A 25,484-nucleotide genomic window follows, 5' to 3' on the forward strand; every position below is an offset into this window, starting at 1 on the left:
AATGAAACATATTTTGTTTGTATGTACAGGAAATACGTGCCGCAGCCCCATGGCGGAGGGGCTTTTGCGCAAGCTCGCAGCGGAACGGGGCATTCAGGTAGAGGTTCGTTCTGCAGGTGTGGCGGCAGCATCGGGAATGCCGATTTCCCGTCATGCCGAAGCTGTATTAAGAGATCACCAGGCGGAAGGGCCTGGTCAATCTACCCAGCTTGACGCGAGCCTGATTGGCTGGGCGGATTTGGTCCTTACGTTAACGCGAAGCCATAAACAGCATGTCATGCAGGTTTTTCCGGATTCGGTACACAAGACGTACACGCTGAAAGAGTATGTGGAGAATGATGATCAGGTTCTGAATGATCTTCAGGAACTGGACAGCCTGTTCGCCACACTGGAACTGAAGCGTGCACTCGGTCAGGAGATTCTGGCATCAGAGCGTGAGCGCGTGATCGAGATCCGCCAGCGCATTCCAAGCTTTGATATATCCGACCCATTCGGGGGCAGTCGTGACGATTATAATATTGCTGCTGCAGAGATCAGGACGGCATTGGATCGGCTTCTGGACAAGTTGGGATAAACCGGGATTATGCAGGGCAATGTAATTGGGCAGTGATGAACCATTTCCAAATTTATTTTTATATGCAAAAACGAACATGTAGTGTAAATTACCCGTTGATTTTAAGCGTGGGTTGTTTTATGATGAAGGGGAAAACAGGGATCCGGTGTAACTGGCGACGAAGTGGGCACAACCACAATGGAGCACCGGAACAAACGGCCGGTCGCCTGGGCAAAAGAGCAATTCTGCGATACCCGCAGACTGCTCTTTTTTTCGTCTTTCATCTGATTATTCGCTATAATAGTACCTGAGATGCCGTGCATGAATACAAGAGCGGGCTGCCGTGAGGAAGTCAGGCATGATTTTATCGGGAGGCGATAGGATGACTATTGAGTTAGATTCGGAACAACCCGGATTGCAGGAACAGACCGCATCCATTCTGCGTGAACTGGCACTTGCCGGAAAGCTTGGACCTGGACAGATTGTTGTGATCGGTACAAGCACAAGCGAGGTTGCAGGCCAGAAGATCGGTACGAGTGGTGCCGTTGATGTAGCACAGCAGCTTCTTGCAGGGATCCGCGAGGTACAGCAGGAATTCGGTTTCGAGCCTGTGTTCCAGTGCTGTGAACACTTGAATCGCGCACTGGTGATGGAGCGTTCATTGCTCACACGTCTTGGTTTGACTGAAGTGGGTGCCGTGCCCGTTCCCAAGGCAGGCGGTTCCATGGCATCCGCAGCTTATCGCTCGCTGAGTGATCCTTGCCTGGCTGAACTTGTGCAGGCTCATGCGGGAGTGGATATCGGGGAAACCATGATTGGCATGCACTTACGGCATGTGGCAGTTCCCTTCCGTACAGCGCTTCGCTACATTGGGGAAGCCCGTGTGACGACAGCCTTGACCCGTCCGAAGCTGATTGGCGGCGAACGTGCGGTGTATCAGATGGAAGAGCAACCAGATTCGACATTTTGCGACTAAATCTTCAACCTACTATAAAGCGAAATTAATGTTTACACGAAAACGGAGAGTGCAGGACAAATCTGGAGAAACGAAGTGCTCGCCTAAAAGCTTTCTGAAAGAAAGCTACATCGGAAGCATAGGCTATCACCGGATTTCCCCTTTAAAGGGGGATTCAAAAAATCTGGGGATAACAGCGATCGGAAGATTGTGCTGCGTTCGGAGTGGCGAGTGTAACCTTTTAATTTTGCTTTATAACTTCACTAATATACTGGGAGGAATTTAAACATGGAACAATTGCGTAAGAATGACCCTGCAGTACTTGAAGCGATGAATTTGGAGTTGAAACGCCAACAGAACAACATTGAGCTGATTGCATCCGAGAACATCGTAAGTGAAGCGGTAATTGAGGCACTTGGATCTGTACTGACAAACAAGTACGCTGAAGGATACCCAGGCAAACGTTATTATGGTGGCTGCGAGCATGTGGATGTTGTGGAAGATATCGCACGTGACCGCGCGAAGGAACTGTTTGGCGCTGAGCACGTAAACGTACAGCCTCACTCGGGAGCACAAGCGAATATGGCAGTATATCTTGCAGCGTTGAAACCTGGTGACACGGTGCTGGGCATGAACCTTGCTCATGGTGGACACTTGACTCACGGTAGCCCAGTGAATGCATCTGGTTTGCTCTACAATTTCGTGGCCTATGGCGTACAGGAAGATACTTTCCTGATCGATTACGATGAAGTGCGCAAAGCAGCGTTCAAGCACCGTCCTCGTCTGATTGTTGCAGGCGCAAGTGCATACCCGCGTACGATTGATTTTGAAAAACTCGCTTCTATCGCAAACGATGTAGGTGCATTGTTCATGGTGGACATGGCCCACATTGCAGGACTGGTTGCTGCCGGATTGCATCCGAGCCCGGTTCCTCATGCCCATTTCGTAACAACGACAACACACAAAACGCTGCGCGGACCTCGTGGCGGTATGATCCTGTGCCGCAAATCCTGGGCAGCTGCAATTGATAAAGCGGTATTCCCAGGTTCCCAAGGTGGACCTTTGATGCACGTTATTGCTTCCAAAGCGGTAGCACTGGGTGAGGCCCTGCAGCCTTCGTTCAAAACTTATGCACAAAACGTAGTGAAAAACGCTCAGGTTTTGGCTGAAACACTGATTGCCGAAGGATTGAACATTGTATCCGGCGGTACAGACAACCACTTGATGCTGATCGACACTCGCAGCGTGAACATCACAGGTAAGGAAGCTGAGCATGTCCTCGATTCCATCGGTATTACCGTGAACAAAAATGCAATTCCATTTGATCCGACCAGCCCGTTTGTAACGAGCGGCATTCGTATTGGTACTCCGGCAGCTACTTCCCGTGGCATGAACGAGGAAGCCATGGTTGCTATTGGTAAAATCATTGCCAAAACCTTGAAAAATCCTAAAGATACAGCGAAACTGCATGAAGCTCGTGCGGAAGTGACGGCTTTGACAGACCAATTCCCGCTGTACACAGATCTGAAATACTAGTCCATCTACACATGGAATTATTGTACAACTAGAGCAAAAAGGACCGGAACATGCCAAGTTTCCGGTCCTATTTTTATAGTATTCGGTTTTCTGTAATGATTACATGTCCTTTGATGGTGTAATTCGGTGTAGGTGATGATATAATATACAGGATTTATCGGGCCTATGAATGATAATTAGGCATTATTGGTAATGCTGTACATGAAGAACTTACCGGAGGGACAAATTAGATGGGAAAATTAGTAATATGTGATCACCCCTTGATTCAACACAAACTGACGTTTATACGCGACATGCGTACGAATACGAAAGATTTCCGCGAATTGGTGGATGAAGTGGCCACGCTGATGGCGTACGAGATTACAAGAGAGATTCCGCTCGAATCTATTGATGTGCAAACACCTGTAGCTGAAACACAAGGAAAAGTCATCTCTGGACGTATGCTTGGTCTGGTACCAATCCTGCGTGCAGGTCTGGGAATGCTGGATGGCGTTGTTAAACTGCTTCCTGCGGCAAAAGTAGGACATGTTGGTTTGTTCCGTGACCCGGAAACACTGCAACCTGTTGAATACTACACGAAGCTTCCTACGGATGTTACGGAGCGTGAGTTGATTGTCATCGACCCAATGCTGGCAACTGGCGGATCTGCCATTGCTGCAATTGACGTGCTCAAAAAACGCGGCTGCACCCAAATCAAAATGATGAACCTTGTGGCAGCACCTGAAGGTGTAAAAGCAGTTCAGGACGCGCACCCGGATGTGGACATCTACGTGGCTGCACTGGATGATCGTCTGGATGATCACGGTTATATCGTCCCAGGACTGGGAGATGCAGGAGACCGACTGTACGGCACTAAATAAGCATGCTGCATGCTGAATAGAAAAGGGGCTTTGCTTGAATGTCCAAGAAAATTAAAGTCATGACGATATTCGGAGTTCGTCCGGAAGCCATCAAGATGGCTCCGCTTATTTTGGAACTTCAGAAACATCCCGAATCTATCGAATCCATCGTCTGTGTGACCGCACAACATCGTCAAATGCTGGATCAGGTTCTAGAAGTGTTTAACATTCAACCGGACTATGATCTGGACGTGATGAAAGATCGCCAAACGCTGAATGAAATCACGATTCGTGTGCTTGGTGGCCTGGAGCCTGTACTGCGCGAAGCAAAACCTGATATCGTGCTTGTTCACGGGGATACGCTGACTACGTTTGTAGCCAGCTATGCAGCGTTTCTGCAGCAGATTCAGGTGGGCCATGTGGAAGCAGGCCTTCGTACGTGGAACAAGCTGTCTCCGTATCCGGAGGAAATGAACCGCCAGTTGACCGGCGTACTTGCAGACTTGCATTTTGCACCGACAGATTGGTCCTTCTCCAACCTTGCCAAAGAAAATAAACCGGAGTCTAGTACCTATGTCACAGGCAACACGGTAACAGATGTGTTTCAATATACAGTACGGCAGGATTACACACATCCGGTACTTGAATGGGCACAGGGCAAACGTCTTGTGCTGATGACAGCTCACCGCCGTGAATCCCAAGGCGAGCCTCACCGCAACATTTTCCAGGCCGTCAAACGGATTGCCGACGAGTTCGAAGATATTGCCATCGTGTACCCGGTGCATCCAAGTCCTGCTGTGAAGGAGCCGGCTCACGCGATTTTGGGGAATCACCCCCGTATTCAATTAATTGATCCACTAGACGTGGTGGATTTGCATAACTTTTATCCGCATACTCACTTGATTTTGACCGATTCAGGCGGTTTGCAGGAAGAAGCGCCTTCGTTTGGTGTGCCCGTGCTGGTTCTGCGGGATACAACGGAGCGCCCTGAAGGCATCGAGGCTGGAACGTTGGAACTGGTGGGTACGGATGAGGAACGTGTTTATGAACGGACCAAAGCTCTGCTTACAGATGAAACGCTGTATGCAAGTATGAGTCAAGCTGCCAATCCATACGGTGATGGACATGCATCGGAAAGAATTGTCAATGCGATTTTGCACCATTTTGGCGTAAATAGTGAGCGTCCGGAATCATTTCACAGAAAATTCAAAAAATAATTCGTTTTTTTTTGACTGAATCATAAAGGGTACAGCATACAGTTAAACTGTACGGTTTACGCGGGTTTATGGGCTCCCGGGGGCCTGTAAACCCGTCGTTTTACCCTTTAAAACGCTAAAATCAATCAATTGACAAAGGCTCTCATCATTCAGTAAAATTAACTGGGATTGCAAGGGTGGCGTGGAAAATGGCCGATTCGAACAAACCAAATTCATCCCGTAACCATGACAACAATGTATGGAAAGCGATGGGGCTCGTGACAGCTTTTGGGATCGAGATTGCCGTTCTCGCTGTTGCCGGATATTACGCTGGCTCCTGGTTGGACAAGACCATTGGAGGTAACGGAATATGGATCGCCGTAAGCGTTCTCTTTTTTCTGGCGGCAGGTGGAGTGAGCATCTACTTTATCGCGAAAAAATTCATGGGGGAAAGTGATGAGTGAACTAACCAGATACCGCAGATGGATGACTGTTTCCATCATGTACTTTCTTATGATTTGTTTTCTCGCAGCGGCCTTTATGCCACGTGTGGAGACAATTGCTTTGGGACTGGCCCTGGGTACAGGAATTAGCTGGATCAATGCATTTTACCTGGGCTACAAAGTAAGGAAAATGTCTGATGATGCGGCAGAAGGTAACTTGAAGCGTGTGAACCTGGGATTTTTGACAAGAGCGGCACTCGCTGTGCTCGGTATATACATATCGATGCGCTTTCCGCAGTATTTCAATACATATGCGGTTGCAGGCGGACTGGTCATTGCGCAATTTTCCTTACTGATTATAGGGATCGTCTATTCCCGTAGAGCAGAATGAAGTTAGGTGCTGCAGCTTTCAAGTCGAGAAAGGGGTGAGAAAAATATGCATGAAGCTCCAATTATTATGCTTGGCGGATTTCGACTGGATCTATCGGTTGTGTTAATGTTGGTCGTTACAGGTGCCCTCGTTTTTATTTTTGCTGTCCTGGCTACACGGAGATTGTCCGTTGAGAACCCCGGCAAGCTGCAAAATTTTATGGAGTGGGCAGTCGAATTCGTCCGCAATCTGATTTCCAGCACGATGGATATGAAGAAAGGGAAACATTTTATCTCTCTCGCGCTTTCCATGATTATGTTCATCTTTGTCGGTAACATGCTGGGGCTTCCATTCCAGGCAGTTACGGAAGTTACAGAGGTTAGTCAGGCACAGGTGTTCAATCAACCGATCGTTACAGCAGTCGATGCGTTTGAAGAAGCGCATGCCAAGGATCCTGAAGCACATCCACACGTTGAGCTGGCTTGGTGGAAATCACCTACCGCTGACTTGTCGGTAACGATGGGACTAGCACTTGTTGCGTTCATGGTATCTCATGGACTCGGATTGTTCCGCAACACGAGAGGTTATCTCAAGCACTACCTTCAGCCATTCGCCTTGTTCTTGCCCATCAACTTGATTGAAACGGCATCCAAGCTGCTGACACACGGTATGCGTCTATTCGCGAATATCTTCGCGGGTGAGGTACTGATCGCAACGATCCTGAAGCTAACTACGTTTAAAGTGTTTGGCGCAATAGCTGCCATTCCGTTGCTGATGGTGTGGCAAGGCTTTAGTATCTTTATCGGCGCGATCCAGGCATTTGTTTTTGTAATCTTGATGATGGTGTACATTTCACAGAGCATCGAGACGCACGACGAACATTAAGTTCCAAGCCCTACGAAGATTTCTTCACCAGGCTGAACAATAAAAAATTTGATTTATAATTTTAAGGAGGATATACAAATGGGAGCAATGGCATTAATCGCAGCAGCAATTGTTGCAGGACTGGGCGCGTTTGGCGCAGGTATCGGTAACGGTATGGTAATCAGCAAGACAGTAGAAGGAATCGCGCGTCAACCAGAAGCGAAATCCACTCTTCAAACAACAATGTTTATCGGGGTAGGTCTGATCGAGGTATTGCCGATCATCGGTGTGGTACTCGCGTTCATGTTCTACGGTGCGGCTTAATTAAATTGATAAGGTTTGGCGGGGAAGGCCATAGCCATCCGCGCCTTCTTTTTAGGTAATGTCCGTTCATGCGGATGAACGTTTCAAGGATACCTCCAGGAAGGAGTGAACAGATTGAGTTTCGTATGGGAAAATACGCTTCTTGCGATTATCGCATTTGCAATTTTATATTGGCTGCTTAGCCGTTATGCTTTCGGTCCTTTGTTCTCCATCATGGAAAAACGTCGCGAACTCGTGCTGACGCAGATGAATGAGGCTGCTCAGACTCGGGAACAGGCCATTGCCTATGTGGAGGAACAAAAACAAGCTCTGGAGCAAGCGCGCAAGGAAGCTCACGACATCATTGAACAGTCCAAACAAACGGGCGGCAAACAGGCTGAGTCAATTCTGGCTGACGCAAAAGCTGAAGCTAATCGTCTGAAAGACGATGCGGTACGTGAAATTGAAAGTGAGAAGAACAAAGCAGTTGCAGCGCTTCGCAGCGAACTGGGTACAGCTTCCGTTCAGATTGCTTCCAAATTGATCAAAAAAGAAGTTGAGAACGGTCCAGCACAAGAAGAGCTTGTGAACCAATACCTCAATGAGGTAGGGGGCCGACAATGAGCCGCGATACGATAGTTGCCAAGCGTTATGCGAAAGCATTGTTCGAAGTCGCTCTCCAGCAGCAGCAGGTACTTGAAGTTGAACAGGAACTGCGTGCGGTTGTCAGCGGATTGACTGGGGATGCCGAGATCATCAAGTTCATCGTATCTCCGAACATCTCTGATGAAGCCAAGCGGAACGTGCTTCATGCGAGCCTTGAAGGCAAAGTGTCCGAACCTGTTCTGCGCACGGTTCTGCTCCTGATTGAGCGTGGCCGTGTTGAACTGCTGGAAGCTCTTTTGAGTGATTATCTGAAGATCGAGGGCGACTCGCTCGGCATTGCCGATGCTCGTGTTTACTCGACTTATGCATTGAATGATGAAGAAAAAGAAGCGGTAGCCCGTGAATTCGGAGGCCGTGTGAATAAAAAGATCCGTATCGAGAACATTGTCGATTCGACTCTGCTGGGCGGATTGAAAGTCGCCATTGGCGATACGATCTATGACGGCAGCTTGGCTGGCAAGCTCGAACGTCTTGAGCAGTCTTTTAACAGACGAGTACAGTAGATTGGGGTGAGGACACTTGAGTATCAAACCAGAAGAAATCAGTACATTAATTAAGAGCCAGATCGAACAATACAAGAACGATATCGATGTAGTCGAAGTCGGGACGGTTATTGAGGTTGGTGACGGTATCGCCCGTGTATACGGACTTGAGAATGTCATGTCCAACGAGTTGGTTGAATTCCCAAGCGGTGTTATGGGCCTCGCCATGAACGTGGAAGAGAGCAATGTCGGTGTCGTTATCCTGGGACCTTACTCTGACATCCGTGAAGGCGACCAAGTAAAACGTACAGGTCAAATCATGCAAGTGCCTGTTGGCGAAGCATTGATTGGACGCGTTGTGAACCCGCTCGGTATTCCTGTAGATGGCAAAGGGCCAATCGCTACAACGGAATTCCGTCCGGTTGAAGGTAAAGCACCAGGCGTTATGGATCGTAAATCGGTTCATGAGCCAATGCAAACTGGTATCAAAGCGATTGACGCAATGGTTCCAATTGGCCGCGGACAACGTGAGTTGATCATCGGTGACCGTCAAACAGGTAAAACATCGATCGCGATCGATGCCATCCTGAACCAAAAAGGCAGCGGCATGAAGTGTATCTACGTTGCTATCGGTCAGAAGCAATCTACGGTTGCTCAAGTTGTGGAAACTCTTCGTCGTAAAGGCGCAATGGAGTACACAATCGTCGTAACTGCAGCAGCATCTGATCCATCCCCGCTCTTGTACATTGCGCCTTACTCCGGTTGTTCAATGGGTGAGTACTTCATGTACAAAGGCGAGCACGTTCTCGTTATCTATGATGACTTGACTAAACAAGCCGCAGCATACCGTGAGCTCTCCTTGCTGCTTCGTCGTCCTCCGGGCCGTGAGGCATATCCGGGTGACGTATTCTATCTGCACTCCCGTTTGCTGGAGCGTGCAGCGAAGCTGAATGATGAACTTGGTGGTGGTTCTTTAACCGCTCTGCCATTCATTGAAACACAGGCTTCCGACGTATCCGCCTACATTCCAACGAACGTAATCTCGATCACAGACGGACAAATCTTCCTTGAAGCCGACTTGTTCAATGCTGGACAACGCCCGGCGATCAACGTAGGTATTTCCGTATCCCGTGTCGGTGGTTCTGCTCAGATCAAAGCGATGAAAAAGGTTGCAGGTTCCCTGCGTCTCGACCTCGCTCAATATCGTGAGCTTCAAGCGTTCTCCCAGTTCGGCTCCGATCTGGACAAAGCGACTCAGGCCCGCCTGAATCGTGGTGCCCGCATGATGGAAATCCTGAAGCAGGGTGTAAACCAGCCTCTGCCTGTTGAACAGCAGGTTGTGAGCTTGTATACAGCGGTTAAAGGATTCCTGGATGAAATTCCAACAGGTGACGTTACTCGCTTTGAGCGTGAGTTCCTTGCGTTCATGGAGAGCAACCATCCGGAAATTCTCGGGTCCATCCGTGATACTAAAGAATTGACTGCAGACAACGAAAATGCACTGAAAGGTGCAATCGAGAAGTTCAGAAAGAGCTTCGCTGTCTCTGTCTAAATAGATGATTGCAGCTGCGGAGTTGTTTAACCGATTCCGCATGTCTGCATGTAAAACTTTGATGCTTTCAAAGTAAGATAATGCTTACGAAGTAGTTTTGACTATGTCAAAACTTGTGTTGATGCTTACGAAGTAACTTTGGCTATGCCAAAGTTTTGAGGTGGTGAAATCATGGCAAAAGGCATGCGCGAAATTAAGCGGCAAATTAAAAGCGTACAGAGCACCAAGCAGATCACCAAAGCAATGGAGATGGTTGCAGCTGCAAAACTGCGTAAAGCGCAGGAAAAAGCTGAGGCAGCCCGTCCTTATTCGGAGAAACTGAAAGAAGTTGTGGCTAGTATTGCATCCAGCACGCAAGGCATCCAGCATCCGATGCTAGAGAGCCGTCCGGTCAAAAAGACAGCTTATCTAATCATTACATCAGACCGCGGACTTGCAGGTGGATACAATGCGAATATTCTGCGTCAGGTTAATCAGACACTGAAGGAACGCCATAACTCCCAGAATGATTATGAGTTGTTCGTAATCGGACGTAAGGGACGCGATTACTTCAGACGGCGTGAAATTGCGATGGCTTCCACGACAACGGATCTGTCGGATTCGCCTTCATTTGCAGATATCAAATCCATTGCACACGAAGCTGTTCGTGGATTTGAACTGGCTGAATTTGATGAATTGTACATTTGTTATAACCGCTTTGTAAATGCGTTGACCCAGATTCCTACGGTAGAACGTCTTCTTCCTATGGATACACCTGAGGTATCTGCTGCGAATGGACCAACTGCAAGCTACGAGTACGAACCGTCAGCTGAGGCTGTACTGGAGGTTCTGCTTCCGCGTTATGCGGAGACATTGATCTACGGTGCTCTTCTGAACGGTAAGGCGAGTGAGCTCGGCGCGAAAATGACGGCGATGGGTAATGCAACCAAAAATGCATCCAAACTCATTAATGATTTGTCATTGACTTACAACCGTGCCCGTCAAGCAGCGATCACGCAGGAGATTACGGAAATTGTGGCAGGTGCCAACGCAGCACAAGGCTAACCGTTATTTATTTAATGAAGGCTTGCACTGCAAAGATAAACGAACGGAACTTTATTTTTGTCAAAGTAGCAGGCTTGTAGGAGGGGAACGTTAAGATGAACAAAGGACGCGTTGTGAGCATCATGGGTCCGGTTGTTGACGTCGAGTTTGAACGCGGCGGTCTGCCGGAAATCCTCAATGCCATTACGATCACTACAGTAACCGAAAGCGGCGTAAGTGTAAGTCTTACACTCGAAGCTTCGAAACATCTGGGTGACAACCGGGTACGTTGTATCGCGATGTCCTCCACGGACGGTCTCGTACGTGGTATGGAAGCAGTAGATACAGGAGCTCCAATCTCTGTACCTGTTGGGGAAGCGACACTGGGTCGTGTATTTAACGTACTCGGCGAAGCAATTGATACTGGTGGTACTGTTGCTGCTGAACATAAAAATCCGATTCACCGCTCTGCTCCTGCATTCGATGAACTGACGACTCAAGCAGAAATGCTGGAGACAGGTATCAAAGTTATCGACTTGCTGGCTCCTTACGCCAAAGGTGGTAAAATCGGTTTGTTCGGTGGTGCCGGTGTAGGTAAAACCGTTACAATCCAAGAATTGATCAACAACATTGCGCAAGAGCACGGTGGTATCTCCGTATTCGCGGGTGTTGGTGAGCGTACACGTGAAGGTAACGACTTGTATCACGAGATGAGTGATTCCGGCGTTATCAACAAAACCGCAATGGTCTTCGGACAAATGAACGAGCCTCCAGGCGCACGTCTTCGTGTAGCCCTCACAGGTCTGACGATGGCGGAATATTTCCGTGATGAAGAAGGCCGTGACGTGTTGCTCTTTATCGATAACATCTTCCGTTTCACCCAAGCAGGTTCAGAAGTATCTGCCTTGCTCGGACGTATGCCTTCCGCGGTAGGTTACCAGCCTACGCTGGCAACAGAAATGGGTCAATTGCAAGAGCGTATCACTTCCACGAAAAAAGGATCGGTTACATCTATCCAGGCGATCTACGTACCTGCGGATGACTATACGGATCCGGCTCCTGCAACAACGTTTGCTCACTTGGATGCAACAACGAACCTGGAGCGTAAAATTTCCGAGATGGGTATCTACCCTGCGGTAGATCCACTTGCATCCAGCTCCCGGATCTTGGCACCAGAAGTTGTAGGCGAAGAACACTATAGCGTAGCACAAGGCGTTAAACGCATCTTGGCGCGTTATAATGAGCTGCAGGATATTATTGCGATCCTGGGTATGGACGAGCTGAGTGAAGAAGACAGAGCGCTCGTTTACCGTGCTCGTAAAATCCAACGTTTCTTGTCCCAGCCTTTCCACGTTGCTGAAGCATTTAACGGTATTCCGGGTAAATACGTTCCGGTTAAAGAAACAGTGCGCAGCTTTAAAGAGATTCTCGAAGGCAAGCATGACGATCTGCCGGAAGCAGCATTCCTCTTCGTGGGTACGATTGAAGAGGCAGTGGAGAAAGCTAAAACACTGGTATAATCTGAATCCAGGATTGTCCTTATGAAGCGAGCTATCCTTCGGATAGTTTCAGGAGGGATGGAATTGAGCACCTTTTTGTTGGAAATCGTAACGCCTGAGCGTTTGGTCTATTCGGCGCAAGCAGATAGCATCATCGCTCGTGGTGTTGAAGGGGAACTGGGGATCTTGCCAGGCCATATCCCTATGGTTACTCCGTTGCAGATTGCACCGATTATTATCAAAAACGGAAAAGATAACAAGCAGGTCGCTATTGGCGGCGGCTTTATCGAAGTCCGCAAAGATAAGGTTGTTGTTCTCGCAGAAAGTGCCGAATTCCCGGAAGATATCGATGTGGATCGTGCGCGTGCAGCGAAGGAACGGGCAGAACGCCGTCTCAGCAGCCAAAGCAACCAGGACCACTTTGATCACCGCCGGGCAGAGATTGCTCTGCAAAAAGCGGTTAACCGGATCAACGTATACGGCAAATAAACGATTAAAGGAAGCCCGGCGGCTTGGTCTGCCGGGCTTTTTTTGCTGTGTTTTGCAGAAATGACTTCCATATTTATGTGAAGTAATCGTGATTTACTGGATGATTTTATGTAGATTCTCCGTTAATTTTTGTAAACAATGATCACCGTTGGTGTGATATTGAATATAGTATAGGACTATAGTAGTGGTGATAGTTACCACTAATAGACCCATTTTTGGCCACATCAAACCAAATTATTTCCGAGGAAATGACAAGATCGATATCGAAATAGCGCTCTTTTATGTCGTTTTAGTCACAAAATCCCGATGGTTTAAAATTAAAATATTTTCAAAGTGGAAATCAATGTAATTGACAATGTATGATGAAAGAGCCTATATTCCATAGAGTCAGCAGAGATTCCAGCTGCGAAGATGAATTCCATGATCATTCTCAGCCAGATTGTGCTGCTCGATGAATGGGCAACACGAAGGATCTCCATATGGGGTACTTCAGCGGTGAATCAGTTGTGTTCTGCTGGAAGAAACCATTCTTATGACTTTTAAATTAAGGATGACAAGCAAAATTACGCTGGTTGCTGCAACAAATGTGGAGGTAATGAATATATGGATATTGATCTGACGAATCAGTTGAACCAGTCATTAAGCACAAATGGGTTAGTTTCGATTGTCGTTTCGCTATTGTGTATAGCACTCGCATGGTGGGCGCTGCAAAACCTGAAGCTTGATCTGATTATCAGACAGCCGAAGGGTGCTCAAGGAAGATTGCTGCATTTGCTGCTTGCCATTATTCTGGGTCATGCCGTATCCGGGTTCGTTATTGATTATTTATCGTGGACCCAAATGTTGCGTCATTTGTTTTAATGTTGAGATGGTTGGTTAATCATCTGTTAGGTTCTTCATGCAGCCTGATTGTCGAATAACATCGATTGATTGTGTCAACAATTAGAGTATGACCAACCTGTTAACAATTAAGAAAAATGTGTGACATGTAATTGGTTGAATTGAGATGTTTTATGTAAAAATGCTTGTATCGTACAATTCAAAAATGTTATGATGGAAGTTAGGGAATTAACTATTGTTCACTTTAACCTTAGGTTATAAACGGGATCCCCGGTAGTTTACCGGCTAATAATCATCCCAATCCGTCTGTCCTGATGTTTTGCTGACCTGTAAGCCTTAATTACAAGTTTGCAGGCAATCAGCACGGCAAGTGTTATCATCAATTTTGGATTATAAACCAATTCTTTTCTTAACAGACATCAGGCGTTTTTTGCCGGGTAATGTCGAAATTCCACACACAGCAACAGTCCTTTCTAACACAGAGGGCTTACGTATTCCGGAATGAAGAAAAGGGAATAAAAGCGCGGAGGGAACCATGATGAGCAAATTTATCGTCCGCGGTGGCAAAAGGTTGACCGGAAGTGTCAAAGTTAGCGGCGCTAAAAATTCTGTTCTTCCGATCATCGCTGCCTCTCTACTAGGGGAAGAAGGACAAAGCGTTATTATTGACGCGCCTCCTCTAGACGATGTGATGACGATTAACAAAGTGTTGGAATCGCTGGGAGCGGGTGTTACATACCGGGACGAAGTGATTACCGTGAATGCGGAAAAACTTACTTCCTGCGAAGCCCCGTATGAATGGGTAAGTAAAATGCGGGCGTCTTTTCTGGTCATGGGGCCTTTATTGACGCGTATGGGTCATACAAGAATTTCGCTTCCTGGTGGATGTGCCATCGGAACACGGCCGATTGATCAGCATTTGAAAGGTTTTGAAGCCATGGGTGCCGAGATCAGCTTGGGCCAAGGCTATATCGAAGCTCGCAGCCAAGGACGGTTGCGTGGTGCAAAAATTTATCTGGATGTAGCCTCCGTCGGAGCTACTCAAAATATTATGATGGCTGCAACGCTGGCTGACGGTGTTACCGTGCTGGAGAATGCAGCAAAAGAACCTGAGATTGTGGATCTGGCCAACTTCCTTAACGGAATGGGTGCCAAAGTTCGTGGAGCGGGTACAGGAGTTATTCGCATCGAAGGTGTGGAGAAACTCACTGGAGTGAAGCACACCGTGATTCCTGACCGGGTAGAAGCGGGCACCTACATGGCTGCTGCTGCTATCTCTGGTGGCGACGTCTACATCGAAGGTGCAATCTCCGATCATTTGGGTTCGGTTATTGCGAAGATGGAAGAGATGGGAGTGACCATCCTGCCAGATGAGAATGGGGTACGTGTTATTGCGGACCGTCCACTCAAGGCAGTAGATGTGAAAACATTACCATACCCTGGATTCCCTACTGACATGCAGTCCCAGATGATGGCGCTCTTGCTGGCATCAGAAGGAACAAGTGTCGTAACGGAGACGGTATTTGAGAATCGCTTCATGCATGTGGATGAATTCCAGTTGATGAATGCGGAGATCAAAGTGGAAGGCCGTTCGTCCATCATTACAGGTAATGCCAAACTGAAGGGTGCCAAAGTTACAGCTACCGATTTGCGTGCGGGTGCTGCACTCATTATTGCGGGTCTGGTTGCTGAAGGCACTACTGAAGTCGGCGGTGTTCATCACATCGACCGTGGCTACGTTCACCTGGCTGAAAAGCTGAATGGACTGGGAGCCGACATTTACCGTATTTCGGTTGAAGAACCGAAACTGGACGCAGCTAAGCCTGCAACCGAAAAAGCTGAGGAAGAAGTGCCGATGTTCAAGGTACAACCGACTTGGGCTTAAATCATGACTTGCAAAAAGCTAAGCCATCTGGCTTGGCTTTTTTTGTGCTCTTTTTTTACATATAACGCTACAAGATGCAAGCCGAGATTCAGTACCTGATTCTATTAATAGCTGGTCCTAATGGAAGAACTGTGGGTCCAACTTTTGAATATATACAATTGAATAAAAGAACATCAATAGAGAATGCGGTGCATGGTTAGGCATGTCAAAAATGGCTGTATAGCGGCGGTTTATCCACTATAGCAGAGCAATGTTAATCTAACATTAAAAAGAAGCAGAAGCTCTTTCTTTCTCTCAAATCAGGTTCTATCAGATCGAAACAGCTCATACCCTAAACTATGGATTTGAACAAAAGGACCGGTCTATGACGGCCTATGTACAACGGAGGGTATGTCGAAATGAAAGAAGCTCGTATACAGGTTAAGGTGCCCCTTGTCCCCCGTCCAATGATGGAGGAGTCCAAGCAGACTGCGGATACCGGAATGGAGAAAGACAAGCCCACGGCGATGAGTACCAGAAATGCAGCTGCAGAGGCCAAAAGAACAATCAATCCAAACCCAACAGGAGCATCAGACCAGTCTGAGCGTGAGTCGAGGGGAATTCGCGGACCGGTCATTGAACTGGATCAGTTCCGCCGAGTAAAGAGACGCCGGATGAGGACATTCGGAAGAGGACGCAGGTGGTCAAGCGGATCCAGGCGCTGGCAACCAGCTGCTGCTGTAGCAGGGATCTTGGCGCTGGCACTCCTGATCCCTGCTATATTAGTGTGGCCCCGGGCAAGTGATCCGGTGAAGCCGATCCCAGTTACACCATCAACAGGCAGTGTAACGAACACCGTCCCAGTCCCAGCTGTGCCAGTGACATACCCAGAACCCAATGTAAGAGTGTATCTGTCGGCAACGGGAACAACAATGAGTCTTCCGCTTGAGGAGTATGTGACGGGTGTTGTTGCTGCGGAGATGCCTGCCGAGTTCAGGCTTGAGGCACTGAAGGCACAGGCCATTGCGGCGCGGACCTTTATCGTCAGAAGGCTGGCAGCGCACGATACCAGCGGTGTACCTTCAGGTGATGCAGATGTAACGGATACGGTCAGTCATCAGGTGTTTATTCCACCGGATCAGGTGGAGAAGGAGTGGACGCGGTTGGGGAAAGCGGAGGAATGGGGGAAGTTACAGCAGGCCATCCGCGAAAGCCGGGACGCCGTGATGACATATCAGGGTAAGGCCATTACTGCATCCTTTTTTTCTACAAGTAACGGTTATACGGAGAACGCTGAGGATGTATGGGGAAATGTCGTACCCTATTTGAAAAGTGTAGCAAGTCCATGGGACCAGAAGTTAGCTCCGGGATTCAAGGAGACCGTCACAATGAAGCGCAGCGAAATTCTCCAGAAGCTGAATCTGAGTGCCACTGCTATCCCGGTCACTGCCCAGGAGGGCGGCTCCTGGATGGAAGTGTTGTCTACAACAGAAGGTCACCGGATTAAGGAGATGCAGATCGCAGGTTCAACGTTCAGTGGACCAGAGGTGCGCAAGCTGCTTGGATTGAGATCCAGTCAATTCAGCTGGACGACAGAGGGTGACGAGGTGCAGATTACGACCTACGGTTACGGACATGGTGTGGGAATGAGCCAGTGGGGAGCGAATGGCATGGCGCAGGAGGGACACACCGCGACACAGATTCTGAAACACTACTACACAGGTATCTCATTTGGACAGGCATCGAAGATGCTGGCCTCGAAATAAGAGACAAGACGGATGAATAAATGTGAATAAATGTGAATCAATCTGAAGTAATCCGGAGATATCCGAATAAATGCGAGTTAATCCAAATGAATTCGAATGAATTGAATGAATTGAATAAATACAAGTGTACGGAGATGAGAAGGTTAGGTTGTGCTTCCTATACACCATTAACTCTAACGAATCTGAGATACCTTATTGGGCCATATTATTCGATTGGAAACTTTAACGAATCTCAGACACGTTATATCAAGACATATACGCAATTAAACCGATATACTTTGCCCAAAAGATTAATCAGAGTGTCAACAATTCGTTAGAATTCCCAAGCTGTGAATTTCTCTCTAATAAGACCACTCAGGTTCGTTAGAAGTATTCCATTAATCTAATCTCGAGGTTAGATGGAACACTCATTAGTGCCGGGGCCTCACCATTCTCTCATCTCACTATAACGAGCCTAGAGCGCAATAAATCGGTTTATCCAATCCGTCCTATATCGTGTCACATCGCTATCAGCCGATAAACTCACTTTATAAAGGGATTGGCCAATACAGCCAATCCGGGCTTTTCTACCAACCACCCATTCTGGAGCTTTTAAGACTTGGCTATATCAGTCTGAACCGTAGTTACACCGGAACGGAGAGCGCAGAAAAGACCTGTAGAAGCGAAGCCAAAAGCTTTCTGGAAGAAAGCTGCCTCGGAAGCATAAGCTTGCCTTTACTCCTGGATTTCTCCCTTTGAAGAAGGTGATAGAAGAAATCCGGGAGTAACAGCGGTCGAAAGGTTTTCTGGCACCGAAGCGGCGCACGCACTAACCACTCATCCACATATATAGCAGTCTCTGAAACCTCTGTGAAAAAAATTAGAGTCGCGCGTGTATAAAAGAGTTGCACCCGGTAACACTTGTTACTGAGGTGATCAAGATGAATGAACAAAACAAAAAAACAGTCCAAGAAGAAACTCCTAAAACAACTCAAGGAGTACCGGCCAGCCAGCCCTCTTCATGGAAAAGAGCAATGTCCAAACGTTGGGTCTTCCCGGCAGCCTACATCGCAGCAGCAGGCATTATACTAACATTAGTGTGGGTCTATCAGGGTACAGGCGAGAAAACGCTGAACTCCGATCCTGCTAGTGGAGTAGTAGAAACAGGAGCATCGGGTACAGAAGAAACAGCAGTTGGTGGAGAAGAAAGTGTGGAAGTTGTCGCCCAGTCGGAAAGTTTTGCATGGCCAGTAGCAAGTCCGTCGGAAATCTCTGTGGTTAAACCGTTCTATGAGAACGAAGGCTCTACCGAAGAACATGAAGCCGCAATGGTGCAGTACAACGATACGTTTATTCCGAACACAGGCGTAGACCTGGCGCGTGGGGATAACAAATCATTTGAAGTAAAAGCAGCACTCGGCGGTAAAGTGACACGGGTGGAGCAAAATCCGCTGACGGGTCAAGTTGTGGAAATCACGCACAGTGATAACCTCAAAACCGTATACCAAAGCCTGTCTGACGTCAAAGTGAAACAGGATGATGAAGTGAAACAGGGAGATGCAATTGCATCTGCTGGCGTAAATGAACTGGAAAAGACGCTTGGCAACCACCTGCACTTCGAAGTATACGAAGACGGTCAACCCGTTAACCCGCAAGGATATCTTCCGGAAAAATAAATGATTTTTAACGCAGAATGAAAAGGGCAGAGGGAAATCTCCTCTGCTTTTTTTGTGCTTTTCAGAAATTATTGGGACCTCCGAAGCTTGTCACACCTCTAAACCGTGAATATATAGGCATGCTCCTCATATAATGTACCAAACTATCCACACAGTAGGGAGGCGGGAGCGTGCACGATTACATCAAGGAACGGACCATAAAAATAGGTCGCTGCATTGTCGAGACGAGGAATACGGTCCGTACCATTGCCAAAGAATTCGGCGTGTCAAAGAGTACTGTGCATAAGGACCTGACGGAGCGTCTGCCGGAAATCAACCCTGATCTTGCTGACCAGGTGAAACATATCCTGGAGTACCACAAGTCCATCCGCCACTTGCGGGGCGGCGAAGCGACGAAAATCAAATACAAAAAAACAAGTGGCAAAAAGCGTGAAGTTCTGGCTTCCGCTAAATCGTAACCATCGCGAAAAGACGTAGGCCAAAAAGCTCACACATGGATTGAATCCCTCCCCTGAAGTATGATATGTTAAAAGCTGGTACAGGATCGAATTATGACATCTTATCAGCCCGATTTTTACATATATATGTTGCACTTTGTCGAACGAGCGGTGACGTGATAAGGGACTCTTTTTCACAGGATACGCTGACCAAATAATATCACTTTGGGGGCTCTTTTATGTTAAGCAAGGATATCGGTATTGATCTTGGCACGGCGAACGTGCTTATTCACGTGAAAGGAAGTGGGGTCGTCCTCGATGAACCTTCCGTCGTGACCATTGAAAGCGATACGAAGCGGGTCCTTGCTGTTGGGGAAGAAGCGCGTCGTATGGTGGGGCGTACTCCGGGTAACATTGTTGCCATCCGACCGCTGCGTGACGGCGTTATTGCGGACTTCGAAATTACGGAAGCGATGCTCAGACATTTTATTAATCGTGTGGGGGCGAGAAGCTGGTACAGCCACCCGCGTATTCTGATCTGTGCACCGACGAATATTACTTCCGTGGAGCAGAAGGCGATCCGTGAGGCTGCGGAGCGCAGCGGTGCCAAAGAAGTATTTTTGGAAGAAGAGCCAAAAGCGGCAGCCATTGGTGCAGGAATGGATATTTTTCAGCCGAGCGGCAATATGGTCGTGGATATCGGCGGCGGAACGACTGACGTTGCAGTCCTGTCTATGGGCGACGTAGTCACCGCCTCTTCTATTAAAGTCGCAGGGGACAAGTTCGACGAAGCGATTATCAAGTTTATCAAAGCCAAGTACAAACTCATGATCGGTGAACGCACTGCCGAGGATCTGAAGATTGCAATTGGTTCCGTAAACCCGGCTGGACGCCAAACCGAGATGGACATTCGCGGACGGGATATGGTATCCGGATTGCCTGTTACCGTAACGGTGTCGGGAAGTGAAGTACAGGAAGCGCTATGGGATTCCGTGCAATCCATTATCGTTGCAGCAAAATCGGTATTGGAGCGGACGCCACCAGAGCTGTCGGCGGATATTATTGACCGGGGTGTCGTGCTGACAGGCGGAGGCGCTTTGCTTAATGGGCTGGACGAGCTTTTGTCCAATGAACTGCATGTACCGGTATGGGTTGCAGAGGATCCGATGCATTGTGTCGTAAAAGGGACAGGCATTATGCTCAATAATTTGGATCAAGTGGTTAAGAAAAAGTTCTGATCTGCCGATATAAGTATCAAAGCTTCGCCTATGCTCGGCAATAGAACGGACAAGCATTGATCCTGCAGTGCAGGACAAGCGCTTGAGGAGAGGGGTTAATTCATGCTAAGAGGTTTGTACACCGCTACCGCGGGAATGATTACGCAGCAACGCCGCCATGACACAGCGACTCAAAATATTGTTAATGCGAACACGACGGGATATAAACAGGTGAACAGCGTAAGCCGTTCCTTCCCGGAAATGCTCATTACGTTGGTCGGTGGAGATGCCAATGTTCCGACGAAGCGGCTGGGCAGGCTGAACACAGGGGTGTTCGCGGAAGAGAGCTTGTCCATGAATTTGCAGGGAGCGATTATGGAGAGTGGTCAAAAGAGTGATTTTGCCATCTCGTCCAATCTGTCCGTTAATGATCCGCAGACGGGACAACCTGTCGCCTTTGACGGTTCAGGCAAATTTGTACGAGCTGATGGCACGGTGATCTATCAGCCTCAAGCGTATTTTACGGTACGAGATGCGGAAGGCAATACAAGATATACACGTGATGGCCACTTCCAGGTTACCGGAACAGGAGAACTATTAAGCTCAACGGGAGCTCAGGTTCTGGATAATAATGGACAGCCCGTTGTGTTGACAGGCTCAGTGGACCAATTTAAAGTGGATGAGCAAGGCCGTCTTGTGGATGCAGTCACGGGTGCACCGACGGGGGTTACGCTTGGAATCAGCGTCATTGATCAGCCTAACCAACTGGTTCGTCAGGGTGACGGTAATTTTAGTCTGTATGACCAGGAAGGTGCTACAGCGCGAATGATGGCTGCGGGAGATAATGTGCAGATCCGTCAGGGCTACTTGGAAGGATCGAATGTCGATGCTTCCCAAGCTACGGTGGATATGAATGCCGCTTATCGTGCATATGAAGCGAATCAGAAGGTTGTGCAGTTCTATGATCGAAGTTTGGACAAAGCTGTCAATGATGTAGGTCGTGTATAACGCGCGGCAATAGAGAGGATGAATTACTAAATGAATAATTCCATGATTAGTGCGAAGGTCTCGATGACCGCGATACAGCAACGTCTGGATGTCATTTCCGATAATATTGCCAACGTGAATACGGCAGGCTATAAAAGCAAGCAGGCGGCGTTCGAGGATGTACTGACCCGGGTGCAGCAGCAACCGGACAAGTATAAGCTTGATGGGCGTTCGACCCCAATGGGATATAATCTGGGATTTGGTGCCCGTTTGACGAGCGTGACGAAGGATATGTCTCAGGGGACACTGAATGAGACAGGTAGTCCAACCGATTTGGCAATCGAAGGCAACGCGATGTTTGCCGTTGAAGCGAATGGTGAGAAAATGTGGACACGTCAGGGAGCATTCCATTTTGTCCCTGATCCAACACCTAACCCGAACCCTAACGCACCGCAGATGATGGTGCTGGTTAATGGGGAAGGCTACTTCGCGCTGGATCGTCAAGGTAATCGGATCACGGCTCCGAACAATAGTAAAGTGGCCTTCGACGAGAAGGGTAACCTATTGATTCGTCGCGGGAATGAAGCCAATGCAACGATTGGAGCCCAGCTGCAGCTTGTAGACATCGAGCGTCCGGAAGGCCTTGTGCAATACGCAGATAATCTGTTTGGTCTGGATGCCGGCTTGACCGAGGATGATGTGTTTGGCGCTAATGCGGCTACACGTGATGCAGTAGCTACGATTCGTGCGGGCTATCTGGAGCAATCCAACGTGGATCTGACACAGGAGATGGCACTATTGATGCAAGGACAGCGGACCTATCAGCTGGCAGCACGTGCACTGACATCAAGTGATTCGATGGCAGGTCTTGCCAACACTATAAGAGCATAAAGGTGAATGCGATGACAGATACACAGAAGCAGAACAGCAAGCCGGAGAAGAAGGAAGTCGAGAAGAAGAAAAAGAGTGGATGGCGCGTCGCCAGATGGTTCCTGATCCCGGTCTTGCTTGTTCTTGCCCTCGCTGGCGGCATGGTCGCTGGTTATGTGGTACTGGGCAAACAGGATATTGGCTCCGTGTTCCAGTGGAGTACCTGGAAACATGTATATGATCTGGTGTTCGCTTCATGATCGTGAAATAGCGAAAACTCCTGCGCATGCAGGAGTTTTCTTTTTCGCGTTGAAAACAGTATAATGATGGATGACGTTTGACGTCAAAAGAGGCCTCCCCTGCGAAAGACGATTGTCATCGCGAAGAGAGACCCCTTATCTCAACCTTCACTACTGCAGTCATGAAGGATATTAGTAGTGTTAACCGAAAATGCGTTTTTCATACCAAATAAAAAATAACTACATTTATATGAGCTCGACTTTATAATAGTTGGGTTGTCCATTTCATGCTGAGAACTAGTGGAGGGAACGGAATCGATTCTAAAGAAGCGAAGCGTTCGCCTTTGTTTTCGAATGTATACCATTTAATAAATAGTTCAGTACACATTCGAGAAACAACAGCGATCGAAAGAACGATCCGTAACCGTAACGGTCGCAAGCACGCACATGGTCAGTCCATTATGGAGAGTTTCATAATAAATGACCCTGAAAGGAGATTACACTGTGCTCGATAGCAAACAGATTCAAGCCATTATCCCGCACCGTCCCCCGTTTCTATTGGTGGACAAGATTGTAGAAATGGAGGATGGCAAACGTGCCGTTGGTCTGAAGAACGTAACGATTAACGAACCGTTCTTCATCGGTCATTTCCCTGAATATCCGGTAATGCCAGGGGTGTTGATCACCGAAGCACTGGCTCAAGTAGGCGCAGCGGCGATTCTTAACGTGGAGAGCAATAAAGGTAAAATTGGCTTTTTGGCGGGACTGGACAACTTCCGATTCCGTGGACAAGTTGTGCCCGGCGATACGTTGATGCTGGAAGTGGAAATTACACGTCTGAAAGGCTCGATCGGTAAAGGCAAAGCGACAGCCCGTGTGGAAGATAAAGTCGTCGCTGAAGGCGAAATCATGTTTGCACTGTCTGACCCAAGCTGATTACAACCGTAGCATTTGCATCAGTCAGAGTGTGTGTATAACGGATTGATGCAAGATGCTGAAGCAGCTAAGCAAACCATTGAATTTATATAGACGGAAGGGGTTTATAGGAATGGAACAGTTAAGCGGAACAGCAGCACAGACGTTACAGCAGTGGTTGGAGGATGCTTCGATTGATGAAGCGACGAAACAGGAGCTTCGTGATTTGCAGGATCAGCCGAAAGAGCTGGAGGATCGTTTCTATCGAAATCTGGAGTTTGGTACAGGTGGATTGCGCGGGGTCATTGGCGCCGGAAGCAACCGGATGAACAAGTACACCGTTGGTCGGGCGACTCAAGGTTTTGCACGTTATCTGCTCGAACAGCATGGGGACAAGGAAGGCAGACCTTCTGTAGTTATTGCCCATGATTCCCGTCACTACTCGCCAGAATTTACGCTGGATGCTGCGTTGGTTCTTGCCGGAAACGGCATTGTAGCCAAGCTGTTCACATCCCTGCGCCCTACACCGCAGCTGTCCTTCAGTGTGCGTCACTTGCAAGCGACGGGCGGTATTGTGGTAACGGCTAGTCATAACCCACCGGAGTATAACGGATACAAAGTGTACAACCATGAAGGTGGCCAACTGGTACCGCACGAAGCAGAGAAAGTCATCCAATATATTCAGGAAGTTCCTTCCCTCGCCGATGTGAAAAAGCTGACCCAAGAAGAAGCTGAAGCGCAAGGCCTGCTGGTATGGCTGGGTGAAGAGGAAGATCAGGCATTTGTCGATACGGTTGCCAGCGTAAGTCTGAGTCGTGACCTGATTCAATCAGGCGTAGGCCGTGACTTCAAAATCGTCTTTACGCCGCTGCACGGCACAGGAAACATTCCGGTTCGTCGTGTATTGGAGCAGATCGGTTTTGAGCAAGTCCATGTTGTGGCAGAGCAGGAACAGCCGGATGCTGAATTCTCTACCGTGAAGTCTCCTAACCCGGAAGAACGGGAAGCATTCACACTTGCCATGAAACTGGGTGAATCCGTAGGTGCTGACATTCTGATTGGTACGGACCCGGACGCAGACCGCATGGGTGCAGTTGTGAAAGACAATGATGGCAAGTATTTCGTACTGTCAGGCAACCAATCCGGTGCGATCATGGTGCATTATGTGCTGAGCCGTCTGCAAGAGACAGGCAAGCTGCCAAGCAACAGCGCAGTCGTCAAAACGATTGTAACGAGTGAGATGGGAGCAGTCATTGCGGAGCACTACGGTGCAGAAGTGATGAACACCCTGACAGGCTTCAAATATATCGGTGAAAAAATGAACCAGTTCGAAGCAACCGGAAGTCATACCTTCTTGTTCGGATATGAAGAGAGTTATGGCTACCTGGCAGGCAGCTATGCTCGTGACAAAGATGCCATCCTGGCTTCGATGCTCATTGCAGAAGCTGCTGCATATTACAAAAACCAAGGTAAAACACTGTACGATGTCCTGCAGGAGCTCTATAGCCAGTTCGGGTATTTCCTGGAGAAGCTGGAGTCTCGTACACTGAAAGGCAAGGATGGCGTAGCGCAAATCCAAGCGAAAATGACGGATTGGCGTTCCAATCCGCCACAAGAAGTAGCGGGTATCGCGGTACAAGATGTGCTCGATTACTCTCTTGGTCTGGATGGCTTGCCAAAAGAAAACGTCCTGAAGTTCATTTTGGCAGATGGATCATGGTTCTGCTTGCGTCCTTCCGGTACAGAGCCGAAGATCAAAGTGTACTTCGCAGTACGTGGTGAGAGCCTGGAAGATGCGGAAGGCCGCATTGAACGTTTGGCTTCCACGGTAATGGCGCGAGTAGACGCACAATAAGTACGATTGTTGTACAAAGCACGAATGGTTAAAAGCCTCTCCGCACCGTAAGGTTGGTTGGCGGAGGGG

26 protein-coding genes and 1 riboswitch are annotated in these 25,484 nt (G+C 48.2%); all 26 genes read left to right on the forward strand.

The genetic code is table 11. From position 1 onward, the window contains the following. The first annotated feature begins 1 nt into the window (after position 1). The 26 genes from AC3WQ3_RS02465 to AC3WQ3_RS02590 all read left to right on the forward strand — a co-directional run bounded on the left by AC3WQ3_RS02465 (position 2) and on the right by AC3WQ3_RS02590 (position 25,415). A complete protein-coding gene (locus AC3WQ3_RS02465; RefSeq protein WP_193723536.1) occupies positions 2–574 on the forward strand; it encodes a low molecular weight protein arginine phosphatase in 573 nt (190 codons plus the stop codon). 137 nt (positions 575–711) lie between these two features. After that, positions 712–793: riboswitch (ZMP/ZTP riboswitch) on the forward strand. A gap of 142 nt (positions 794–935) precedes the next feature. Then, positions 936–1,529 carry a TIGR01440 family protein gene (locus tag AC3WQ3_RS02470; protein ID WP_492471367.1) on the forward strand — a complete coding sequence of 198 codons (594 nt, stop codon included), beginning with the start codon at positions 936–938 and terminating at the stop codon, positions 1,527–1,529. A gap of 267 nt (positions 1,530–1,796) precedes the next feature. Next, on the forward strand, positions 1,797–3,044 hold the full coding sequence (gene glyA, locus AC3WQ3_RS02475) for a serine hydroxymethyltransferase (RefSeq protein WP_492471368.1): 1,248 nt from the start codon (positions 1,797–1,799) through the stop codon (positions 3,042–3,044). 230 nt (positions 3,045–3,274) lie between these two features. Continuing rightward, the gene (gene upp, locus AC3WQ3_RS02480) at positions 3,275–3,904 is read left to right on the forward strand and encodes a uracil phosphoribosyltransferase (protein WP_127537245.1); all 630 of its coding nucleotides are present in this window, start codon (positions 3,275–3,277) and stop codon (positions 3,902–3,904) included. 38 nt (positions 3,905–3,942) lie between these two features. Further along, the gene (wecB, locus tag AC3WQ3_RS02485; RefSeq protein ID WP_095359964.1) at positions 3,943–5,100 is read left to right on the forward strand and encodes a non-hydrolyzing UDP-N-acetylglucosamine 2-epimerase; all 1,158 of its coding nucleotides are present in this window, start codon (positions 3,943–3,945) and stop codon (positions 5,098–5,100) included. A 188-nt stretch (positions 5,101–5,288) separates the two neighbouring features. Beyond that, positions 5,289–5,543, forward strand: coding sequence for an AtpZ/AtpI family protein (locus AC3WQ3_RS02490; protein WP_153980168.1), 255 nt, complete (start codon positions 5,289–5,291; stop codon positions 5,541–5,543). Continuing rightward, entirely contained in the window at positions 5,536–5,913 is a 378-nt protein-coding gene (locus tag AC3WQ3_RS02495) for an ATP synthase subunit I (protein ID WP_153980167.1), read from the forward strand. Before AC3WQ3_RS02490 ends, AC3WQ3_RS02495 begins: the two co-directional genes overlap by 8 nt. A 45-nt stretch (positions 5,914–5,958) precedes the next feature. Then, positions 5,959–6,777 carry a F0F1 ATP synthase subunit A gene (gene atpB / locus AC3WQ3_RS02500; protein WP_127537241.1) on the forward strand — a complete coding sequence of 273 codons (819 nt, stop codon included), beginning with the start codon at positions 5,959–5,961 and terminating at the stop codon, positions 6,775–6,777. Between the two features lie 78 nt (positions 6,778–6,855). After that, on the forward strand, positions 6,856–7,080 hold the full coding sequence (atpE, locus tag AC3WQ3_RS02505) for a F0F1 ATP synthase subunit C (protein ID WP_090922866.1): 225 nt from the start codon (positions 6,856–6,858) through the stop codon (positions 7,078–7,080). A gap of 114 nt (positions 7,081–7,194) precedes the next feature. After that, the gene (atpF, locus tag AC3WQ3_RS02510; protein WP_095291225.1) at positions 7,195–7,683 is read left to right on the forward strand and encodes a F0F1 ATP synthase subunit B; all 489 of its coding nucleotides are present in this window, start codon (positions 7,195–7,197) and stop codon (positions 7,681–7,683) included. Continuing rightward, the gene (locus AC3WQ3_RS02515; RefSeq protein WP_095291227.1) at positions 7,680–8,228 is read left to right on the forward strand and encodes a F0F1 ATP synthase subunit delta; all 549 of its coding nucleotides are present in this window, start codon (positions 7,680–7,682) and stop codon (positions 8,226–8,228) included. Before atpF ends, AC3WQ3_RS02515 begins: the two co-directional genes overlap by 4 nt. A 16-nt stretch (positions 8,229–8,244) precedes the next feature. After that, the gene (gene atpA, locus AC3WQ3_RS02520) at positions 8,245–9,759 is read left to right on the forward strand and encodes a F0F1 ATP synthase subunit alpha (protein ID WP_153980165.1); all 1,515 of its coding nucleotides are present in this window, start codon (positions 8,245–8,247) and stop codon (positions 9,757–9,759) included. Positions 9,760–9,930: 171 nt separating this feature from the next. Then, positions 9,931–10,803: an ATP synthase F1 subunit gamma gene (atpG, locus tag AC3WQ3_RS02525; RefSeq protein ID WP_153980164.1), complete on the forward strand. Its 873-nt coding sequence runs from the start codon at positions 9,931–9,933 to the stop codon at positions 10,801–10,803. Between the two features lie 95 nt (positions 10,804–10,898). Then, positions 10,899–12,302: a F0F1 ATP synthase subunit beta gene (atpD, locus tag AC3WQ3_RS02530; protein WP_127537240.1), complete on the forward strand. Its 1,404-nt coding sequence runs from the start codon at positions 10,899–10,901 to the stop codon at positions 12,300–12,302. Positions 12,303–12,365: 63 nt separating this feature from the next. Next, positions 12,366–12,770, forward strand: coding sequence for a F0F1 ATP synthase subunit epsilon (locus AC3WQ3_RS02535; RefSeq protein WP_336782166.1), 405 nt, complete (start codon positions 12,366–12,368; stop codon positions 12,768–12,770). A 603-nt stretch (positions 12,771–13,373) separates the two neighbouring features. Further along, complete coding sequence (locus AC3WQ3_RS02540; protein ID WP_095291312.1) at positions 13,374–13,631, forward strand: DUF1146 family protein; 258 nt, start codon at positions 13,374–13,376, stop codon at positions 13,629–13,631. A 517-nt stretch (positions 13,632–14,148) separates the two neighbouring features. After that, positions 14,149–15,495, forward strand: a complete 1,347-nt coding sequence (gene murA, locus AC3WQ3_RS02545; protein WP_095359959.1) for a UDP-N-acetylglucosamine 1-carboxyvinyltransferase — start codon at positions 14,149–14,151, stop codon at positions 15,493–15,495. Between the two features lie 398 nt (positions 15,496–15,893). Next, the gene (spoIID, locus tag AC3WQ3_RS02550) at positions 15,894–17,240 is read left to right on the forward strand and encodes a stage II sporulation protein D (protein WP_492471370.1); all 1,347 of its coding nucleotides are present in this window, start codon (positions 15,894–15,896) and stop codon (positions 17,238–17,240) included. 920 nt (positions 17,241–18,160) lie between these two features. Further along, complete coding sequence (locus tag AC3WQ3_RS02555; RefSeq protein WP_095291317.1) at positions 18,161–18,895, forward strand: M23 family metallopeptidase; 735 nt, start codon at positions 18,161–18,163, stop codon at positions 18,893–18,895. 170 nt (positions 18,896–19,065) lie between these two features. After that, positions 19,066–19,353 (forward strand): sporulation transcriptional regulator SpoIIID, encoded by a 288-nt coding sequence (gene spoIIID / locus AC3WQ3_RS02560; protein ID WP_024632710.1) that lies wholly within the window; start codon positions 19,066–19,068, stop codon positions 19,351–19,353. Between the two features lie 218 nt (positions 19,354–19,571). Continuing rightward, a complete protein-coding gene (locus tag AC3WQ3_RS02565; RefSeq protein WP_095291319.1) occupies positions 19,572–20,570 on the forward strand; it encodes a rod shape-determining protein in 999 nt (332 codons plus the stop codon). Between the two features lie 102 nt (positions 20,571–20,672). Next, entirely contained in the window at positions 20,673–21,557 is an 885-nt protein-coding gene (locus tag AC3WQ3_RS02570; protein ID WP_337033274.1) for a flagellar hook-basal body protein, read from the forward strand. Between the two features lie 30 nt (positions 21,558–21,587). Beyond that, positions 21,588–22,427 carry a flagellar hook-basal body protein gene (locus AC3WQ3_RS02575; protein ID WP_492471371.1) on the forward strand — a complete coding sequence of 280 codons (840 nt, stop codon included), beginning with the start codon at positions 21,588–21,590 and terminating at the stop codon, positions 22,425–22,427. A gap of 11 nt (positions 22,428–22,438) precedes the next feature. Then, positions 22,439–22,666 (forward strand): DNA-directed RNA polymerase subunit beta, encoded by a 228-nt coding sequence (locus AC3WQ3_RS02580; protein WP_336782162.1) that lies wholly within the window; start codon positions 22,439–22,441, stop codon positions 22,664–22,666. 483 nt (positions 22,667–23,149) lie between these two features. Further along, the gene (fabZ, locus tag AC3WQ3_RS02585) at positions 23,150–23,581 is read left to right on the forward strand and encodes a 3-hydroxyacyl-ACP dehydratase FabZ (protein ID WP_095291326.1); all 432 of its coding nucleotides are present in this window, start codon (positions 23,150–23,152) and stop codon (positions 23,579–23,581) included. 112 nt (positions 23,582–23,693) lie between these two features. Then, a complete protein-coding gene (locus tag AC3WQ3_RS02590) occupies positions 23,694–25,415 on the forward strand; it encodes a phospho-sugar mutase (protein WP_492471372.1) in 1,722 nt (573 codons plus the stop codon). The last annotated feature ends 69 nt before the right edge of the window (positions 25,416–25,484 follow it).

This window comes from Paenibacillus sp. FW104-T2 (genome assembly GCF_058789975.1).

Excerpts from the sequence above, each read along its gene's own strand:
- AC3WQ3_RS02465 (WP_193723536.1), top strand. The coding sequence starts at position 2 with ATGAAACATATTTTGTTTGTATGTACAGGAAATACGTGCCGCAGCCCC.
- AC3WQ3_RS02470 (WP_492471367.1), top strand. The coding sequence starts at position 936 with ATGACTATTGAGTTAGATTCGGAACAACCCGGATTGCAGGAACAGACC.
- glyA (WP_492471368.1), top strand. The coding sequence starts at position 1,797 with ATGGAACAATTGCGTAAGAATGACCCTGCAGTACTTGAAGCGATGAAT.
- upp (WP_127537245.1), top strand. The coding sequence starts at position 3,275 with ATGGGAAAATTAGTAATATGTGATCACCCCTTGATTCAACACAAACTG.
- wecB (WP_095359964.1), top strand. The coding sequence starts at position 3,943 with ATGTCCAAGAAAATTAAAGTCATGACGATATTCGGAGTTCGTCCGGAA.
- AC3WQ3_RS02490 (WP_153980168.1), top strand. The coding sequence starts at position 5,289 with ATGGCCGATTCGAACAAACCAAATTCATCCCGTAACCATGACAACAAT.
- AC3WQ3_RS02495 (WP_153980167.1), top strand. The coding sequence starts at position 5,536 with ATGAGTGAACTAACCAGATACCGCAGATGGATGACTGTTTCCATCATG.
- atpB (WP_127537241.1), top strand. The coding sequence starts at position 5,959 with ATGCATGAAGCTCCAATTATTATGCTTGGCGGATTTCGACTGGATCTA.
- atpE (WP_090922866.1), top strand. The coding sequence starts at position 6,856 with ATGGGAGCAATGGCATTAATCGCAGCAGCAATTGTTGCAGGACTGGGC.
- AC3WQ3_RS02515 (WP_095291227.1), top strand. The coding sequence starts at position 7,680 with ATGAGCCGCGATACGATAGTTGCCAAGCGTTATGCGAAAGCATTGTTC.
- atpG (WP_153980164.1), top strand. The coding sequence starts at position 9,931 with ATGGCAAAAGGCATGCGCGAAATTAAGCGGCAAATTAAAAGCGTACAG.
- atpD (WP_127537240.1), top strand. The coding sequence starts at position 10,899 with ATGAACAAAGGACGCGTTGTGAGCATCATGGGTCCGGTTGTTGACGTC.
- AC3WQ3_RS02540 (WP_095291312.1), top strand. The coding sequence starts at position 13,374 with ATGGATATTGATCTGACGAATCAGTTGAACCAGTCATTAAGCACAAAT.
- murA (WP_095359959.1), top strand. The coding sequence starts at position 14,149 with ATGAGCAAATTTATCGTCCGCGGTGGCAAAAGGTTGACCGGAAGTGTC.
- spoIID (WP_492471370.1), top strand. The coding sequence starts at position 15,894 with ATGAAAGAAGCTCGTATACAGGTTAAGGTGCCCCTTGTCCCCCGTCCA.
- AC3WQ3_RS02555 (WP_095291317.1), top strand. The coding sequence starts at position 18,161 with ATGAATGAACAAAACAAAAAAACAGTCCAAGAAGAAACTCCTAAAACA.
- AC3WQ3_RS02565 (WP_095291319.1), top strand. The coding sequence starts at position 19,572 with ATGTTAAGCAAGGATATCGGTATTGATCTTGGCACGGCGAACGTGCTT.
- AC3WQ3_RS02570 (WP_337033274.1), top strand. The coding sequence starts at position 20,673 with ATGCTAAGAGGTTTGTACACCGCTACCGCGGGAATGATTACGCAGCAA.
- AC3WQ3_RS02575 (WP_492471371.1), top strand. The coding sequence starts at position 21,588 with ATGAATAATTCCATGATTAGTGCGAAGGTCTCGATGACCGCGATACAG.
- AC3WQ3_RS02580 (WP_336782162.1), top strand. The coding sequence starts at position 22,439 with ATGACAGATACACAGAAGCAGAACAGCAAGCCGGAGAAGAAGGAAGTC.
- AC3WQ3_RS02590 (WP_492471372.1), top strand. The coding sequence starts at position 23,694 with ATGGAACAGTTAAGCGGAACAGCAGCACAGACGTTACAGCAGTGGTTG.